This is a genomic window from Pseudovibrio sp. W74 (genome assembly GCF_001623085.1).
GTDB lineage: Bacteria > Pseudomonadota > Alphaproteobacteria > Rhizobiales > Stappiaceae > Pseudovibrio.
This window is the reverse complement of the sequence record NZ_LMCJ01000002.1, coordinates 287594-304463: the sequence shown is the minus strand read 5'-3', so window position 1 is coordinate 304463 and position 16870 is coordinate 287594. Positions and strand designations below refer to the sequence as shown.

The window sequence follows — 16870 nt, the reverse complement described above, 5'->3', positions numbered from 1 at the left end:
CTGCGAAGCTCCCTCTCCATGCAATCAGAGGAGGCCTTGCTCGCGTTTGGCCTCTTGCAACTCTTCTTCATCGGTATATCCGATGAGAATACCGGCCTGAAGTTCTTTGCCTGCGTTGGCTTTGATTTGCTCGTCGGTCATCGTAATGCGAGTGTGATGCTTGCGATACCAGGTAAACAAAGCCTCGCTCATACGTTCCCGTTCTGCGGCAAAGGCAGGATCAGCGCCAAGGTCATTCAACTCTTGTGGGTCTTCTTCAAGATCAAAGAGCATAGGGCGGAAACCTTCCGCATGGATAAACTTCCAGCGCTTGTCCATGATCATCGCAAGGCGGCAATCTGCCACCGGCAACCCAAGATCCATCCGCGCATTGCGCATAGAATAATCGTACTCACTAATGGCAAACTCACGCCACTGAACAGGCTCAACAGTTTCGAGCGACGGCAAGAGAGAGCGGCCTTCAAGCACGTTTGATTTGGGCGTGCCGCCACAGAACTCAACAAAGGTCGGCGCCAGATCGATTGCTTCGACCAACTCTTCGCTGACGGTGCCCCGCGTCTCGTCAGCCTCCGCTCTTGGATCAACAACGATCAGCGGAATTTTGACAGATGGTTCGTGGAAGAGCTCCTTCTCGCCCATCCAATGATCGCCCAAGTAATCCCCATGGTCGGAGGTGAACACTATCATGGTGGTGTCTGTCAGGCCCTTTTCGTCGAGAAACGTCATGAGCTTGCCGATTTCATCGTCGATCTGTTTGATCAGACCCATGTAGGCAGGAATGACTTTAGCTCGGGTCTCATCATTGGAGAACGCCTTGGAAACGCGCTCACCCATAAAGGCCTGAAACACAGGATGTGGATCTTGCTTCTCGTCATCTGAGCGAACGACAGGCAGAACATCATCTGCTCCATACATGTCATGGTAAGGGGCTGGAACGATATAGGGCCAGTGAGGTTTGATGAGTGAAAGATGCACGCACCAAGGCTCATCACCGGCAACGGCAACAAAGTCTTTGAACCGCTGGATCATGTAAGGCGTTTCAGCATGTTCAGCCTGAACCCGCGCTGGTTTGTCAGCGTGACCAAGCAACCAGCCGGAGAGGATCTCACCGTCCTCGCTCTCAGCTGAGTTCGCCCATTGCTCCCATTGGTTTGGGCCATGGTATCCTTTGGCCTGGAGGTAACTGTCGTATTGCGGATTTGGAGAGTATGACCCATCGGGGTGAAGTCCGTCATCTCGCTCGAACACTTCAAACCCGCATTCAGCAACGCGGGCACCAATGAAGCTTTCCGGAGAGATGCCGAGACGGGCCATGCCGTCAGAATCTGCACGCATATGAGTTTTACCAACCAACACGTTGCGCACACCAATCTCTTGCAAGTGATCCCCGAGCGTTGGCTCCCCGACACGAAGCGGTATGCCGTTCCACGTGCTGCCGTGAGAGCGCACATAACGCCCGGTATAGAAACTCATGCGAGATGGGCCGCAAATGGGAGATTGAACATAAGCGCGGTTAAACCGGACACCTCGTTCCGCAAGTTTGTCAATATGTGGAGTGTGCAGATGTGGGTGACCGTAACAGCTCAGATAATCAAACCGTAATTGATCACACATGATCCAGAGCACATTGCGCCCGTTAGCCATATCAAACACCTCCCCTGATTGATGTGGCTATATTCCCTTATTTGTCACGGGATTAGCAAGAGGAACTCCGTGTTTTACTTGACCTAAATGGCGTTGAGTTTTTCAACCATTGCTGAGTAAATTTTGCTGGTTATACTCTTGCGTGTTTCTGAATTAAGAATTTTGAGGGAGATAGTTGAAATGTATTTGTCGAATAAGTTTATTGCATCGAGCGTTGGGGTAATGGGCTTAATCAACTTGTTTATGATGCAAACCGCAAGCGCTGCAGAACGTGTTGTCTCCATTCCTGTCGACAACCAGAGTGTGGTCGGTACTTTGGAGACCGCAGCACAAGAAAACGCCCCAATCGCAATTCTGTTGCATGGTTTTACCGGAACGCGTGATGAGTTACCGGTAAAGGAAACAGAAGAAGGTGTCTTCTCTCGCATGGCACGTTTGCTGGCCGAAGGCGGTGTTTCATCGCTGCGGATTGACTTTCGGGGCTCAGGCGAAAGTGATGGAAAGTGGGAGGACACAACGTTCTCCGGGCAGATTAAGGATGCCGTCACAACCATTGACTGGGTACGTGCTCAAGAGCAATTCAAAGGCACTAAGATTGCTTTGATTGGATGGAGCCAGGGTGGACTTGTTGCCAGCCATGCAGCTGCTGTGCGGCCAGATCTGGACACAGTTGTTTTAATGGCACCCGCAACCAACCCACTAGTAACGTTTACAGGTCTCTTTGGGATGGAGCTGGTGAGCAAAGCTATGACTGCTGAGCCCGAGACGCCGATCACAGGAAGCTTGCCATGGGGTGTTGAAACAACACTGAAAGCTCGGTTCTATCAGGAGATGCCAGTTACCAGTCCATTGGCAGCGATGGCGCACTATGACGGGCCATTGCTTGTAATGATGGGTCTTAAGGATGCCCTGATCACACCACAGCCAGCAATTGGTGAGGCGTGGATGGCATATCATGATGGCGAAGAGAAGCTCATCGTGCTCGATACAGATCATGTTTGGAGTGCATTTGAAGGCCCGCAGATGATTGATGAACACGTCGTTCCGGATATCTTAGAATGGTTTGACGCGCAGCTTTAAAGCTGAGCTTGGTCAGCTGCTTACACCAGGCAGCTGATCGCAGCTGAATAACTTTCAGTATAGTTTTGCCAATGTTCCACTAAGCTTTGTGCTGCAATACAATGGAAGCTTAAGGGCAAGCAAGGTGCTGGATGTAAAACTAAAAGAGCAAACAGTCGCGATCCCAATCGGAGAGCAAAAGATTATCGGAACACTCGCTGGTGCGACGGAGGCAAAGACACCCCTATTGATCCTTCTGCATGGCTTTCATGGAAACCGCGATGAGCTTGCGATCAAAGGGACAGAGGAAGGCATCTACTCTCGTATGGCTCGTATACTAGCCGAAGTTGGCTATGCTTCCTTGCGCATTGATTTTCGTGGGTCTGGTAACAGTGACGGGGCTTGGGAAGATAATACATTCGATAGCCAGAGAGATGATGCTGTTGCAGTTATTGATTGGGTCCGCAGGCAAAATCATTTTTCATTTTCAAAACTCATCCTGGTTGGATGGAGCCAGGGTGGCTACATAGCTGGCTGCGCAGCAACCAAACGGCCTGATCTTGATGGCATTGCCTTACTGGCGCCAACTGTGCACCCGAGGAAGACGTTCCGGCATTTGGTTGGTGAGAAAGTCAGAACCTGTTCGGCCTTATCAGATCCAGATCGACTGGTTTCCGCGGAGTTTCCATGGGGAACCAAGATTCAGATTAAAGCCCGGTTTTTTCACGACTTGCCCGAAGTTCCGCGAGTTCTGGAGCAATCAGGCTTTGCCGGAGCGATGTTGGTCGTTGCTGCCATAAATGACCGAGTCATTTTCCCTCAACCAACCGTCAGTGAAATCTGGCTGCGTCGCCATTCGGGACCAAAGCAACTTGCTGTCATCAACACAGATCACGTATTCGGCGTGATGGAGGGCCCAGAAGAATTCGATCACCAGCTCATGCCCGCATTGTTGAATTGGTTGGTAACTCGCCTTTGAAGGTGCTGCACCCACCCACGATATCGGATCGTGAATGGGCGCTTCTTGGGAGGGGAGAGCGTCTTAGCTTTCGACGAAGCGTTGCAGGTCGTTGAAGCTGCTGCTCCAACCGTGGTTGTGGTTTTTGGTCTGCTCTGGATCGGCGAGTACTTTTTGTAACATGATCATCCGGGTGCCATCCTTGATTGGCTCGAAGGTGACCTCAACGTCTGTCTCGTGGCCGCGAACGCCATCATTTATCCAGCCCCATGTGAAGCAAAGGCGGTTAGGACGATCCAGAACTTTGTAGATGCCCGAAACCGTATAAGCTCCGCCGTCCTTGGTGGATGTCATAGTGGTTTTCCATTTGCCACCTGTGCGTACATCCATTTCGCATTCTGGTGTGGTCATACCTTCAGGGCCCCACCACTGCACGAGCATCTCTGGATTTATCCAGGCATCAAAGACTTTTTCGGGAGAGGCTTTGAAGTCCCGTGTGATGCGCAGTGTGGTTTCTTCCTGTGTCATGCTATCGGCTGCCGTCATTGTCTTCCCCTTGCTGTTTATCGAGTAACGCTTCCAATCGGTCGAAACTGGTGTTCCAGAAGGCTCGGTAACGCTCGATCCATTGATGCAGGTCTGCAAAACGTTCTTTTTTCAATGCACACACTCTCCATTGCTTTTCGACGCGTCGTTCGATGAGGCCAGCGCTTTCAAGCAGTTTAAGATGCCGGGATATGGCCGGAGCAGACATCTTGAAGGGTTCAGCCAGTTGTCCGACTGGCAAGTCTCCTTCATTGAGAAGTCGCTCGACAATGGCAAACCTCGTCGGGTCGGCCAAAGCTCCAAATACTTCCGGCAAGTTGGTTTGTGTATTCATTTCACCATCTCTTTAATTAACATAATTGTTAAATGAAGATTCGAGCTCCGTCAACCTGCACGACTGATTCACGTATTGTAGGATTTTCTTTTGTTTGGGAGAGAAAGGTATCTATGGAAGCGATTGGCGTAGAAAGTTGCTCACAGGCTGAGTAATTTACAAATATATCTGCGCGTCATTTTGGTAATAAACAATAACAATTGGTGCCCAAAAAATAGATCTGCCAAACGCTGCAATTTATTCAACATTCAGCGGCAGAAAGCCATAGAAAACCAAGAAAAACTGCGGTAGGTGGCAATCTATTCTTTGGTGTCTGGACATAAGTTTCAGCACCTTCCCTCAAAATCAAACGATGTGTCGCTCGCTGGCCAATTTCTGCGGGAACAACGGCACAATCCCGGAATTCGCAGGCCAGTTATGAGTGAGATGGTTTCGCATGCCCCAGCTCAGGGGAACGTTAAATTTGGCATCCTCTGGATGGTAGCAGCCATGTTTATGTTCGTCATTGTTGATAGTGTCGGCAAGTATCTGTCTTTGTCCTATCCGGTGCTGCAGGTGGTCTGGGGCCGGATGTTTTTCCATCTGCTGTTCATGCTGATCTTCTTGGCGCCCCGTGTAAAAACCATGATCACACCCAACAACGGGTCAGTCGTATATCTGCGTGCAATTCTTGTTTTGGTTATGACAATCGGTTCGGTCGCTGCTGCGCAGCTGATCCCCGTCGCAACGCTCCACGCCATTGCCTTGCTTTCTCCTATGATGGTGACGGCCATGTCTGTTCCAATTCTTGGCGAAAAGGTAGGTTTGCGGCGTTGGGCTTCAATCCTCGTGGCGTTCATCGGAGCGCTGTTGATTGTAAAACCGGGTGCAGGTGTACTTGATCTTGGCGCGTTGATCGCTGTAGCGACCATTGTAGTGTATTCCGCAGGTCATATCGTGGCGCGGTACGCCAGCAAGTTTGATAGTCCGTCGACAGTTCTGTTTCATACAGCTCTGCTGGGAGCTGTCGTCACCTCCCTGTTTACGCCGATTTTCTGGCAGGCACCTGATTTGGAGGGTTGGGCTTTGCTGGCATTGATCGGCGCGGTGTCTGGTTTTGGGCACTACGCTATTGTGAAAGCGTTTTCTTTTGGGGAGGCTTCAACCATCGCCCCCTTCAGTTACAGCAGCCTCATTTGGGCGATGCTGATTGGGTTGATGTTCTTTGGTGAGTTTCCTGACGGACTGACTCTTGTTGGCGCTGCAGTCATCTTTGGGTCCGCCATTTATATGTGGCATCGGGAAAAAGTCTTGGGGGGAGCGGCGTAGATCAGCTACCAGTTCGGCATAATGCTTTGATTGTTAAAACTCTCTGCTTTAAAACTGGGGGATCACTGCGAGGGGGAACAGTATGCATGTGAAAATGCTTGGTTGTGGCGACGCGTATGATCCGCAAAAAACGAACTCATCTTTGTTGATCTTAGAAGGTGAGTTCAAGCTTCTTATTGATTGCGGCCCAACCGTGCCTCAGGCGTTGTTTGCAAATGGCATGACAGCTGAAGATATCAGCTGCATCTACATCTCGCATTGCCATCCGGATCATTGTCTTGGTTTAACAACGCTGCTCAATTACATGAAATCGTTCAAGCGCTCGAAGCCGTTGACCATCTTTCGTCAGGCTTCTCAGCATCAGGCCTTGTATCGGCTTATGGAGTTTGCATACTGGCCGGAAAAAGACTTGGGGTTTGACCTCCACTGGCAAGATTCTGAGGACTTGGCAGTCGTTGGGCCTTGGAATGCGGCGACCACCGCCAGTAATCATTCAGTTCCAAACCGCAGCCTGCAGCTCAAAAGCGAAACCGTGACCCTGTTTTATTCAGGCGATGGCCTGTTGTCTCCAGAAGGGGAGCAGCTTGCTGCACAGGCGGACCTTGCCTTCATAGAGTGCGAGTACATGACTGCCGCAAACGGGCATGGCTCCTGGGCAGATGTAAAAGACTTGTCGCGAAAAGCAGGCAGTCGCTGGGTGCTGTACCACATTGATGACGCGTCCAGACCTGCCGTGGCTGAAGCCATTAAGGATTATGCGGAGTTTTCTCTGGGGGAAGATGGTCGTGAGTTTGAACTCGCGGAACTGAAGGTTTAGGCGACAGCCTGAGCCTTTCCAAGCCAGTCAGTGGCAAAGATTTTTGCCGTTAGAGGCTTTGCGAAATGATAGCCTTGCGCATAGCAGCATTTGATATCTTTGAGCAGGTCAACTTGCGTCAGGTTTTCAACGCCTTCTGCAATAACCTTCAGGTCGAGCAGGCTGGCCATCGCGGTGATTGCTTCAACAATATCGCGTGTGGCCTGATCTGTTTCCATCCTCTGCACAAAGCTATGATCAATCTTGAGCTTGTCCAGCTTTTGGGTGCGTAGTTGCCAAAGTGCAGAGTGGCCGGTGCCAAAGTCATCAATGGCGATGATCATGCCAGCATTGGCAAGGGCATCCAGATTGGTTTGAGTATGGCCTGTTTCGTTGATGAATGCGGACTCACTTAACTCAATCTCGTAGATTTCTGGTGGAACTTCCAGGCTCTGCAGCAGAGCGAGAATCTCGACCACACGATTTGGCTTTGCCAGCTCTCGTTCCGAAAGGTTGATTGCGATGCGGCCTGCGAACTCGAACCCTTCAGCAACCCATTGACGATATTGGCAGGCTGTCTCGCGGAAGAGCCAGTCTGAAATGTCGTCGATCATATTCTGACATTCGGCAATCGGAATGAACTCGGAGGGGGAGATCGCACCAAGGTCCGGGTCTTCCCAACGCATCAACGCTTCAACGCCATAAAGCTTGTCGTTCTTCAGCTCTACAATTGGCTGATACTTGAGGCGCAAGTTGCCTTCCTCAATCGCAGTTGTGAGCTTTTCGGAAATTAGAACTTTGCGCACGACGGCTTCTTCCATCTGACAGGTGTAGAAGCTGAAGCCGAGGTTGTTGTACTTGGAATGATACATGGCAATGTCGGCTTGCTTGAGCATAGTGCTGCTGGACGCACTTGCCAGTTGGCTCACAGCAACGCCGATACTTGCAGAAAGAATTGGAGATTGCTCGCCCAGATCAATCGGGGCGACCATTGCTGTCTCCAGACGGTGAACCGTCATTTCGGCTTCGGCGTTGGAAGTATCTCGCAGCAAAATGACAAACTCGTCACCACCAAGGCGAGAGAGTAGGGCATTCTCGGTCAAAACGCTCTCAAAGCGCTTAGCGGCCTGCACCAGGAACTGATCGCCAGCGTCATGCCCCAATGTATCATTGATCTCTTTAAAGCGGTCCAGATCCATATAAATGACAGCGCACTGGTTTGAACCATCCTTGGTCGTTGCAACAGCGCTTTCCAACTCTTGCAGAAAGTGCGCGCGGTTTGGCAAGCCAGTCAGAGCATCCGTGTAAGCGAGTTTGGAAAGCTCCTCTTCGCTCTCTTTTTTAGCCGTGATGTCTTTCTTGATCGCCAGATAGTACTTCTTGTTCGCGCTGCCGCCTTGCCATTCAACCGGAGAGATCTTGGAGTGCTCGACGTACTCGGAGCCATCTTTGCGCCGGTTGATGAATTCACCTTCCCATGGCTTGCCATGGTTCAAGGTTGTCCAGAGATCATCAAAGGTTTCGCGTGGTGTCTTACCGGAGCGCAGGAAGTCCAGATTTCGACCAACAGCGTATTCTGCGGAGTATCCGGTCGCTTTCTCAAACTGTGAATTCACATAGACAATTGTACCTTCATGATCTGCAACCATGATGGTTTCAGAACATTGCTCTACTGCAACTGAAAGAAGCTCAGGAGGTACTGGCACAAGATCCTCGGCTAGACTCGAAATAAAATTGCATGCACTGAATAATTAAACTCAAAGATAATCGCAATGCTTCACTGCAGATAATTAAGGGAAAGATTTAGTTATAATTGTCTTTAATGTTTCGTTTAGGAATAATGAAATCTAATCACCGAAGTATGTGTAAGTATTGGTGTGTATTTATATTATAAATTTTGGTGATGTATTAGTACTGTGTGGCGCATTTTTGCGCAACATTAAGTCTTATGGGGCATTTGAGTTGAAATAGAATTTGCATTCAACATCGTGCCAATGTTTCTTTGAGTGTTTGGAAAAGAATATTTACCACTACATTTATAACTAGAGCTTTAGTTCTAATTATTGTCCATAGTTTTCACGGAGTATACAAGGGTAGATTGCAGATCAAAAAAGGAGAGCAATTGCTCTCCTTTTTGTTGGTTATGCGTTCTGCAGCTGTGCGGCTATCGGGATATCCCGACGCCCGCCGGCCGTGCTGCTTTCAACGGCGAGGTCAAGGACTTGCTGAAGATTCGCTGCATGGCGGAAGGTTGGGTGGCCATTCACACCAGATTGCACGGCCTCTGCAAATTTACGGTAGTTGTTTGGTGTTGGAGCAAGCTCAATCTGCTCCCATTCCGCCTTCTCAAGGTTTGGGCCTGAACAGACGAACAACTCACCCAGACCACCGGTGTTGGTGACTTTTATGCCGCCCTTGGTGCCATGAACCTGAAGGTGCAGGTCGTTCATATGCCCGGAAGCAAAACGGCTAGCATGAACAACACCAACAGCGCCAGATGTGGTTTCTGCCATCATGGTGAAGCTGTCATTGGCATCCAGTTTGTACTCTCCAATCTGATTGCCCGGTGCTTTGTCAAAGGTCTTCAGGTGGCAGGAGATAGACTGGTACGGTGCGCCAATCGCAAACCCGGCAAAGTCGAGAATGTGAATGCCGACGTCCCCCAAAACGCCCAGTGACCCGTGCGCTTCAGAAAGGCGCCAGAGCCATTTCTCTTCTTTGTCCCAATGACCCCATGCAGGTTGGGTCAGCCAGCTTTGCAGATAAGAGGCCTCGAAATGGCGAACTTCACCAATTTCACCTGCTGCAATCAGCTCATGAGCTTTCTGAAGGGCTGACACGTCGCGATAAGACAGGTTGACCATGTTGATCAGACCGGCTTTTTCGGCTGCAGTTGCCATTTCGTCAGCATCGGCAAAATTGCTTGCCAGTGGCTTTTCGCAGAAGACGTGTTTGCCACCTGCCAGAAGCGTCATTGTGGTTGGGTGGTGGACAGCATCAGGCGTGACATTTGCCACCGCATCAAATTCGTCCCACGCAAGAGCGTCTTCCAGTGAGGTGAAGCGTTTGGCGATGTTGTGTTCATCGCAGAAGGCTGTAAGGCGTTCTTCATTACGGTCAACGCCGCCAACGATTTCAACACCGTCGATTTCACCGAACTTGTTGGCATGGCTGTTTGCCATGCCGCCGGTTCCTACAATAACGAGACGCATCAACGATACCCTTCCTCGCCTGCTTCGTGCAGACGTGGTCCGCGTTCTTCAATTTTCTCTGGTGCTTCATCTACTGGCACATTTGGAGCCGCATTCGGGTCAGCAATACGTGGTTGCGGGTTGTAGGCCCATTTCACGCCGTTGGCGATGACGCGCTGTACGGTTTCGTTGTGGTATGTTGGATAAGTCTCATGGCCTGGGCGGAAATAGAAAATATTACCTGCACCGCGCTTGTAAGTCAGGCCAGAACGGAAGACCTCACCGCCCTGGAACCAGCTGATGAAGACAGTTTCTAGCGGCTCTGGCACACCAAATGGCTCGCCATACATTTCTTCATTTTCCAGCTCAAAGCTGTCTGGAATGCCCGCAGTGATTGGGTGGTTGCGGGATGTAACCCAAAGACGCTCACGCTCGCCAGCTTCGCGCCATGTCAGGTTACAAGGTGCGCCCATCAAACGCTTGAACGGTTTTGCAAAGTGCGCAGAGTGGAGGAAGATCATGCCCATGCCAGACCAGACACGTTCACACACACGTTCAACGATTTCGTCAGAAACGTCCCCGTGTGCTGCATGGCCCCACCAGATCAGAACATCTGTGTCTGCAAGACGTTCTTCGGTCAGGCCGTGCTCTGGATCTTGCAAAGTTGCGGAGGTTGCAGAAATTTCTGGATCATTGTTCAAAGCAGCAGCAATGTGATTGTGCATCCCATCAGGATAGATGTCGGCAACAACTTTGTTTTTTTGCTCGTGGACGTTTTCGCCCCAGACAATGGTCTTAATCATTGGCGTATTCCGATAGATGTGGAGTGTCTTGCCTGAGGGCCAGACAAAACGGAGATATGGAAAGGGCCTTCCCCATTGCGAGAAAGACTGCGGACTTGCTCATTTTTGTAGGTGCGATGCTATCGCGTCTTGGGACCGCAGAACGCGGTTGACTGCAACTCTGCTTCAACCTTGGTATGAAATGCCAATGAAATATCAAGAAATTCACCGAAACATTTGTTGCAGTGCAACCGATTTACTGCGAACTGTAGAATCCGTCTAAGTAACGCGAAGTTCTCAGTCGAATTCTACAATTAGTCACCCCATTTTCTAGCAGGTTTTACGGACTAGGAGACCAGTAGGGCTTCGTTAAAGGCCAGTGCCAACGTTTCTCCCGCGACAGTTTTTTGTGTCGCTACATAAAGTTGTAGGGTCTGATCAAAAGTAGATCCCCCAAATGGCGTCTTACAAAGCACAGTCAGGTCGCCTCCATGATGGCTGGTGACTTGGGCCTGAGTGGGCTTGTTATCTTCCCAGATAAGGTCGATCTCGAAACCGCCACGGGCACGCAGACCGCGAACTTCTCCTTTCGGCCACGCGCTTGGCAAAGCAGGCAAGAGCTGAATGCCGTTGTGGGTCGTGTTCATCAGCATCTCGGAAACGCCGCGTGTGTAACCAAAGTTGCCGTCGATCTGAAATGGCGGATGCGCGATCATGAGGTTACCATAAAGGCCGCCATCTTCACTCTTCGGCGCTTCATTCTCCACGCGGTTGAACATGTTATGGATGATCTTGTAAGCATGATCACCGTCACCGACACGGGCCCAGAGGCAAATCTTCCACCCCATGCTCCACCCGGTTGCCAGATCTCCGCGGATCTCAAGAGCGCGCACGGAAGCTTTCAGCAATTCTGGTGTGTCTTTGCCGATTTGATCACAAGGGAACAAGCCATAGAGGTGAGACAAGTGGCGATGCGTTGGCATGAACTCTTTGAAATCCTGAGACCATTCTTGCACCTGACCTTGTGCTCCGATCTGGTAAGGCAACAACCGTGCAGCCTTTGTCTCTAATGTCTCTGCAAGATCGTCATCAAGTCCCAGTAGTCGGGCCGCAGCGGCGGTGTTGGTGAAGGTCTCCCGAATAATGGCGCAGTCCATGGTGCTGCCCTGATCGACTGTAATGACGTGCCCATCCTCATCCAGATACCGGTTTTCCGGACTGGTGCTGACCTTCGGCACCAGATAACCATCCTTGTTCTCACAGAGCCACCATTCGTAGAATGCCGCTGCAGATTTCATCAAAGGGTAAGCGCGGTTCTTGAGGAATTCTTTGTCGCCAGTGTAAAGAAAGTGCTCCCACATATGAGAGAGCAACCAGCCTGCTGCCATGGGCCAAAACGCAGAGGCTGGGTCACACGGAGATGGCACACTGTCACGCCAGATCGTCGTGTTGTGGAACGCACACCATCCAGGAGCATTGAACATTTTCCTGGCTGTGCGAGCGCCTGAGACTGCCAGTTCTTCAATTAGCATGAAGAGCGGCTCATGCAGTTCGGAAAGGCCTGTGATCTCGGCAGGCCAGTAGTTCATCTCCAGATTGATGTTCATCGTATAATTGGAGGACCACTGCGGGCGGCGCAGGTTGTTCCAGTTGCCTTGCAGGTTTGGTGGCTGACTACCTGAACGAGAAGACGCAATCAATAAATAGCGGCCATACTGGAACTGCAACACGGCAAGGGCTGGATCGCCTTTGTCCTGAAACTGCTCCAGCCGCGTGCTGGTTGGCAGATCGGGAATGGGATCATTGCCCAGTTTGAGCGATACACGGTCAAACAGCTTCAACACATCATCCATGTGTTTTTGCAGCATGCCCTCATAAGGAATAGAGCCTGCAGCTTCCAATGCCTCTCTTACGATAGGAGCCGGATCTTTTCCTTCACGGCTAGGGCTTTTGTCCGGTCCGTTGAAGCTGGTTGCCACCGCAATACGAAGGGTAACGGTTGTTGCGCCTTCAACATGCAGTTCACCGCGTTCTGGGCGGATACTCCCGCCTTCCAACTCAACAGAAAGGCCTGCCTCAAAATACGTGCCTTCCCCCAGGCCATCTTCGCTGTAAACAATACCGCCGCGATGTCCGTCCTGCTCATTCTCAGCAAAGGGTCGGAGTTTGCCGTCTGCCCCAAAAATCTCGGGATTCCGGGCCTGTTCCTGATCATGCTCGATGCGCTCAATCACACGGCTGCTGGTAAAGGCGGGAGCTTGGCCGCGAAGATGCAAGCGCGTGTTGTCAGCTTCCTGCGTTGTACGGCATGTCGGGTGCGGGCTGTCATAACGCAGACTGAGGGAGAGTGTGCCTGGCTTATCTGTTGTCAAGCGAACGACAATGACATTATCCGGATAGCTGGCAAAGGTGGCGCGCTCGTATTTCACGCCGCCTTGCTCATAGCTCTCATGATGCAAAGAATGACGAATATCCAGTGCGCGGCGGTAGTTTGATGTTTCGCCTTGGTCTGCCATTGTGATGAACAGATTGCCGACTGGTTGGTATGCTTGCCCTTGTCGTCCCGTCCAGTTCTTGCGCACGAACTCTTGCGCTTCAAAGAGCTTTCCGTCTCTTAAAAGTGTTTCAGCATGCGCAATCTGACCTGCTATTTCCGGCACCGGGTAAATACGAGTTGGTTCACCCGAATAGAGCGTATCTTCGTTGAGGTGAATACGGGCGTTTATTGGGCTGCCATAGATCATCGCGCCAAGGCGGCCATTTCCGAGTGGTAAGGCCTCGTTCCAGTGAGCAGCAGGTGTATCGTACCAGAGCGTATGAGCGGGATCAGCGTTTGGAAAGAAATCTGTAATCACGATGAAATGTCCTAGGAAGTACGGGCGGGTCCGGTGCTGTCGCGAACCTTCAAAATGTTGGATATAGAAACGGAGCGAGGTGGGATTGTGGGGTCTTCAATGATGGAAAGCAGCAATTTCCCCGTCGCTTCTCCAAGCGCATCAATGGGTTGGGAAACCGTGGTCAGGCGGGGGTGCATGGATGAGGCGACATAGCTGTCGTCATAGCCAATGATTGAAAGATCTGAGGGGACGGAGAGGTTCATCTCCTGCGCTGCATGAAGAGCCCCGGCAGCGAGCAGGTCTGTTGTCCCGAAGATGGCCGTGGTGTTGGGTGAAGTCTTTAGCAGAGCACGCGTGGCTTCAAATCCAAAGGCGACCTGATCTTTCGCATTGTCCCGTCTGATGTGAAGCTCAACGGGCTCTGGAAACTTTGCAATTGCGCGCTGAACGGCTGTCAGGCGCAAGTCATGCGGGCCTTCCGTATGCCACGGTTCAAACGGCAGCAGCATACCGATGGAGCGGTGACCCAACTCAAGCAGATGTTGAATGGCAATGTGCCCACCCTGCACATTGTTGAGATTGGCATGAAACTGCAGAGGATCGACAGGATAGCTCTCCACCAGCACGCAAGCCACATTCGCCTGTTCAAGACGATGGATAAGAGAAGGGATGTGCGAAGTGTCCTTAAACGGACGCAGTAAAATACCACCAACGCGCATGTCGAGCAGAAATTCAATCTGCTCCTTTTCCATTGCCCGCTCACCATAGGTGTTGCTCATAATCGTAGTAAAGCCATGATTGAAGAGCGTATCTTCCGTAGCATCTGCAAATATTGAGCTGAAATGTGTGCTGTGGTCGGTCTGTAAAATACCGACGATGCGGGTCTCTTTTTGCCGCAAACTGCTTGCCATCTTGTTGGGCCGATAATCCAACTCAAGAATGGCTTGCTGAACTTTTTCGCGGGTTTTGGCATTCACTGGGCCAGTGTTGTTGATGACCCGCGACACCGTGGCCGTGGATACGCCTGCTACCTCAGCTACACGACGAATATCTGTCATGCCAAAAAAGTCCTCGTGAAAATATATTATTATGTAACACTCATAAGAGCGTGGGAGCGGGTCTCTATGAATCAGAGTTTCATAAAACAGTCATGTAAAAATACGACCAAAAACATGTAAACGTTACACTTTGATGTTTCATGACTGTGATTTATGGGTTTATACTAATTTTCGGGGTGTAACAAGTGAAATTGAAACTCACAACTGTTGCAATTCTGCGAATAGTATAGATCACCTAGGGGTGTCGGTATGGGAGGAGACCTGCTGGCAAGCTTCAATATAAGACGCCGATTCGTCATATGAGTGTTATGTGTGGGAGCAAAAAAGTGAAAAGGATTACAGTGATTCCGATTGCTGGTAGTCTTTACACAAAGCTTGCGGAGGAATTTTGCAATGAGTTTGAAACGTAGTCGGCAGATGGTTTTTGGCGGAGCAGTCAGCGCGCTGGCCCTTGTGGCAGCCACAGCAGCAGCTTCTGCCAATCAATGTTCAGTGTATCATCAGGCACCACTTCTGGATCAGATGTCCGGCCTGCCAACCGTCGCGGATCGCCTGCCGGTTAATCCACTCGTTGTTGAAGGGATTGAGGGTATCGGCACTTATGGCGGTGAGATGACTGATGTATATGCCGGATCCCGTATCGGTGATTATCGTCGTTATGGATACGACCCGTTGGTGCGCTGGAGCCCGGATGGTTCCGAGGTTCTGCCTAACATCGCTGAGAGCTGGGACATCTCGGCGGATGCGACCACCTACACCTTCAAATTGCGCGAAGGCCTGAAATGGTCTGATGGCAAGCCGTTCTCTGCAAAGGACATCCAGTTCTGGTGGGATCACATTGAAACCAATCGTGAGATCAACCCCAAGGGTCCTCGCAAGATGTTCATCGTCAATGGTGAAGAAGCGAAAGTCGAAGCGTTGGACGACACAACAGTGCGCTTCTCCTGGAGCCAGCCAAACGGTGTCTTCATGCTGGACATGGCTTCGCCTTACGGTCAGCGTGTCGTCCAGTTTGCTGAGCACTACGTCAAAGACTTTATGAAAGACCTGAACCCGGACGGCGTTGCCAAGATGATGGCAGATGCAGGTGAAGCTGACTTCGGAAAATGGTGGCTTGGCCGTATTGGAACCTACGGTAAAAATGCTGAGCACAACGATCCCAACCGCCCAACCATGCTGGCGTGGCGTCCGACTGAAGCGGTTCTTGGCAAAGAGCGTTTCACCTTTGAGCGCAACCCGTATTACTGGAAAGTCGATAGCTCCTGTAACCAGCTGCCTTACATCGACAAACGCACATGGGTACTGGCGAAAGATCCGGAAGTTGCGCTGCTGAAGACTGTTCAGGGTGAGATCGACATCTCTCCGCGCAACATCTCAACGCCGCCAAACCGCTCTGTCTTCTTCGATAATAAAGAGCGGGGTGACTACCGTCTCGTGACGGCAAACAGCTGTAACTACAACAATGCGCAGTTCATGTTCGCTATGAACCATCCTGACCCGATCAAGGCGCAGGTATTCCAAAGCAAAGACTTTCGTATCGGTCTGTCTCTTGCAATGGACCGGGACCTGATCATTGATGCCGTGTATCTGGGGCAAGGGGAGCCATATCAGGTCAGCCCGCGTCCTGAATCGCCGTATTACAACGATCAGCTGGCCCGTCAGTACACTGAGTTTGATCCTGAATTGGCAGCAGAGCATCTCGAGAAGATCCTGCCAATGGGCCCGGACGGCAAGCGTGTAGGTCCTGATGGCAAGCCATTCAAGTTCATTATTCATGTGAACGAAGGCTTCCGCCCGGACTGGGTGGATATGATGCAGATCATCGCGAAAGACTGGCAGGAGCAGGGTCTTGAGGTTGTGGTGAGCGTGGCCAGTGATGAGATCCACATGGCAACATTGGGTCGTGCAGACAAAGAGATCACCATCTGGGTGGGTGAGAATGGCTGCGGCCAGTTCCCGCTGGTGAACCTTGAGCGACTGACCAACTTCAAAGAGCACGGCAACTGGGAAGGCTGGGATGCATGGCATGACCTGAAAAAGGATGCCGACGCAACTGTTCGTGAAGGCGTTGTACCAACTGAGCCGCCTGCCGGCGTGAAGCGCATGTATGAAATTACTGACCTGGTACCAACCAAGGTGGGTGATGAGCAAACGGCGCTGATGGAAGAGTTTATGCAGCTTTCTGCAGATAACTTCCTGTCCATGGGTATTGCGTTGCCGGGCGGTGGTTTCCGCTCCATCAGCAACAAGCTGCGCAATGTGCCTGACACGCTGTTGGAAGGCTGGCTGTATCCGGGTCCTGCACCTGTGAACTTCTCCAGCTTCTACATCGATCCTTCCAAGAAGTAATCGATCGC

General features: G+C 51.1%; 13 protein-coding genes. 5 read left to right on the top strand and 8 right to left on the bottom strand.

What is annotated here, in order from left to right; genetic code table 11:
* Positions 1-24: 24 nt before the first annotated feature.
* The gene (locus tag PsW74_RS02100) at positions 25-1644 is read right to left on the bottom strand and encodes an alkaline phosphatase family protein (RefSeq protein WP_063287662.1); all 1620 of its coding nucleotides are present in this window, start codon (positions 1642-1644) and stop codon (positions 25-27) included.
* Between the two features lie 180 nt (positions 1645-1824).
* On the opposite strand from PsW74_RS02100, the gene PsW74_RS02095 reads away from it, so the two are divergent.
* Both PsW74_RS02095 and PsW74_RS02090 read left to right on the top strand, forming a co-directional pair.
* On the top strand, positions 1825-2724 hold the full coding sequence (locus tag PsW74_RS02095; RefSeq protein ID WP_063287663.1) for an alpha/beta fold hydrolase: 900 nt from the start codon (positions 1825-1827) through the stop codon (positions 2722-2724).
* Between the two features lie 124 nt (positions 2725-2848).
* Entirely contained in the window at positions 2849-3682 is an 834-nt protein-coding gene (locus PsW74_RS02090; protein WP_063287664.1) for an alpha/beta fold hydrolase, read from the top strand.
* 63 nt (positions 3683-3745) lie between these two features.
* Here the strand turns inward: PsW74_RS02090 and PsW74_RS02085 are convergent, their stop codons facing one another.
* Together PsW74_RS02085 and PsW74_RS02080 are read right to left on the bottom strand one after the other, a co-directional pair.
* Positions 3746-4207: an SRPBCC domain-containing protein gene (locus tag PsW74_RS02085; protein ID WP_208987787.1), complete on the bottom strand. Its 462-nt coding sequence runs from the start codon at positions 4205-4207 to the stop codon at positions 3746-3748.
* Complete coding sequence (locus tag PsW74_RS02080) at positions 4191-4541, bottom strand: metalloregulator ArsR/SmtB family transcription factor (protein WP_063287665.1); 351 nt, start codon at positions 4539-4541, stop codon at positions 4191-4193. Before PsW74_RS02080 ends, PsW74_RS02085 begins: the two co-directional genes overlap by 17 nt.
* A 417-nt stretch (positions 4542-4958) precedes the next feature.
* On the opposite strand from PsW74_RS02080, the gene PsW74_RS02075 reads away from it, so the two are divergent.
* Both PsW74_RS02075 and PsW74_RS02070 read left to right on the top strand, forming a co-directional pair.
* A complete protein-coding gene (locus tag PsW74_RS02075; RefSeq protein ID WP_063287666.1) occupies positions 4959-5849 on the top strand; it encodes a DMT family transporter in 891 nt (296 codons plus the stop codon).
* Between the two features lie 82 nt (positions 5850-5931).
* Positions 5932-6666 (top strand): MBL fold metallo-hydrolase, encoded by a 735-nt coding sequence (locus PsW74_RS02070; protein ID WP_063287667.1) that lies wholly within the window; start codon positions 5932-5934, stop codon positions 6664-6666.
* Here PsW74_RS02070 and PsW74_RS02065 read toward each other — a convergent pair.
* The 5 genes from PsW74_RS02065 to PsW74_RS02045 form a co-directional block, all read right to left on the bottom strand.
* Complete coding sequence (locus PsW74_RS02065) at positions 6663-8351, bottom strand: EAL domain-containing protein (protein ID WP_063287668.1); 1689 nt, start codon at positions 8349-8351, stop codon at positions 6663-6665. The two genes, PsW74_RS02070 and PsW74_RS02065, sit on opposite strands and share 4 nt — an antisense overlap.
* A 435-nt stretch (positions 8352-8786) precedes the next feature.
* Positions 8787-9857, bottom strand: a complete 1071-nt coding sequence (locus PsW74_RS02060) for a Gfo/Idh/MocA family oxidoreductase (RefSeq protein WP_063287669.1) — start codon at positions 9855-9857, stop codon at positions 8787-8789.
* The gene (locus PsW74_RS02055) at positions 9857-10639 is read right to left on the bottom strand and encodes a ThuA domain-containing protein (protein ID WP_057461049.1); all 783 of its coding nucleotides are present in this window, start codon (positions 10637-10639) and stop codon (positions 9857-9859) included. Before PsW74_RS02055 ends, PsW74_RS02060 begins: the two co-directional genes overlap by 1 nt.
* 326 nt (positions 10640-10965) lie before the next feature.
* A complete protein-coding gene (locus PsW74_RS02050) occupies positions 10966-13473 on the bottom strand; it encodes a glycoside hydrolase family 95 protein (protein WP_082830447.1) in 2508 nt (835 codons plus the stop codon).
* Positions 13474-13484: 11 nt separating this feature from the next.
* Positions 13485-14513 carry a LacI family DNA-binding transcriptional regulator gene (locus PsW74_RS02045; protein ID WP_063287670.1) on the bottom strand — a complete coding sequence of 343 codons (1029 nt, stop codon included), beginning with the start codon at positions 14511-14513 and terminating at the stop codon, positions 13485-13487.
* A gap of 393 nt (positions 14514-14906) precedes the next feature.
* Here PsW74_RS02045 and PsW74_RS02040 point away from each other — a divergent pair, with 393 nt between their 5' ends.
* Positions 14907-16862, top strand: coding sequence for an ABC transporter substrate-binding protein (locus PsW74_RS02040; protein ID WP_063287671.1), 1956 nt, complete (start codon positions 14907-14909; stop codon positions 16860-16862).
* The last annotated feature ends 8 nt before the right edge of the window (positions 16863-16870 follow it).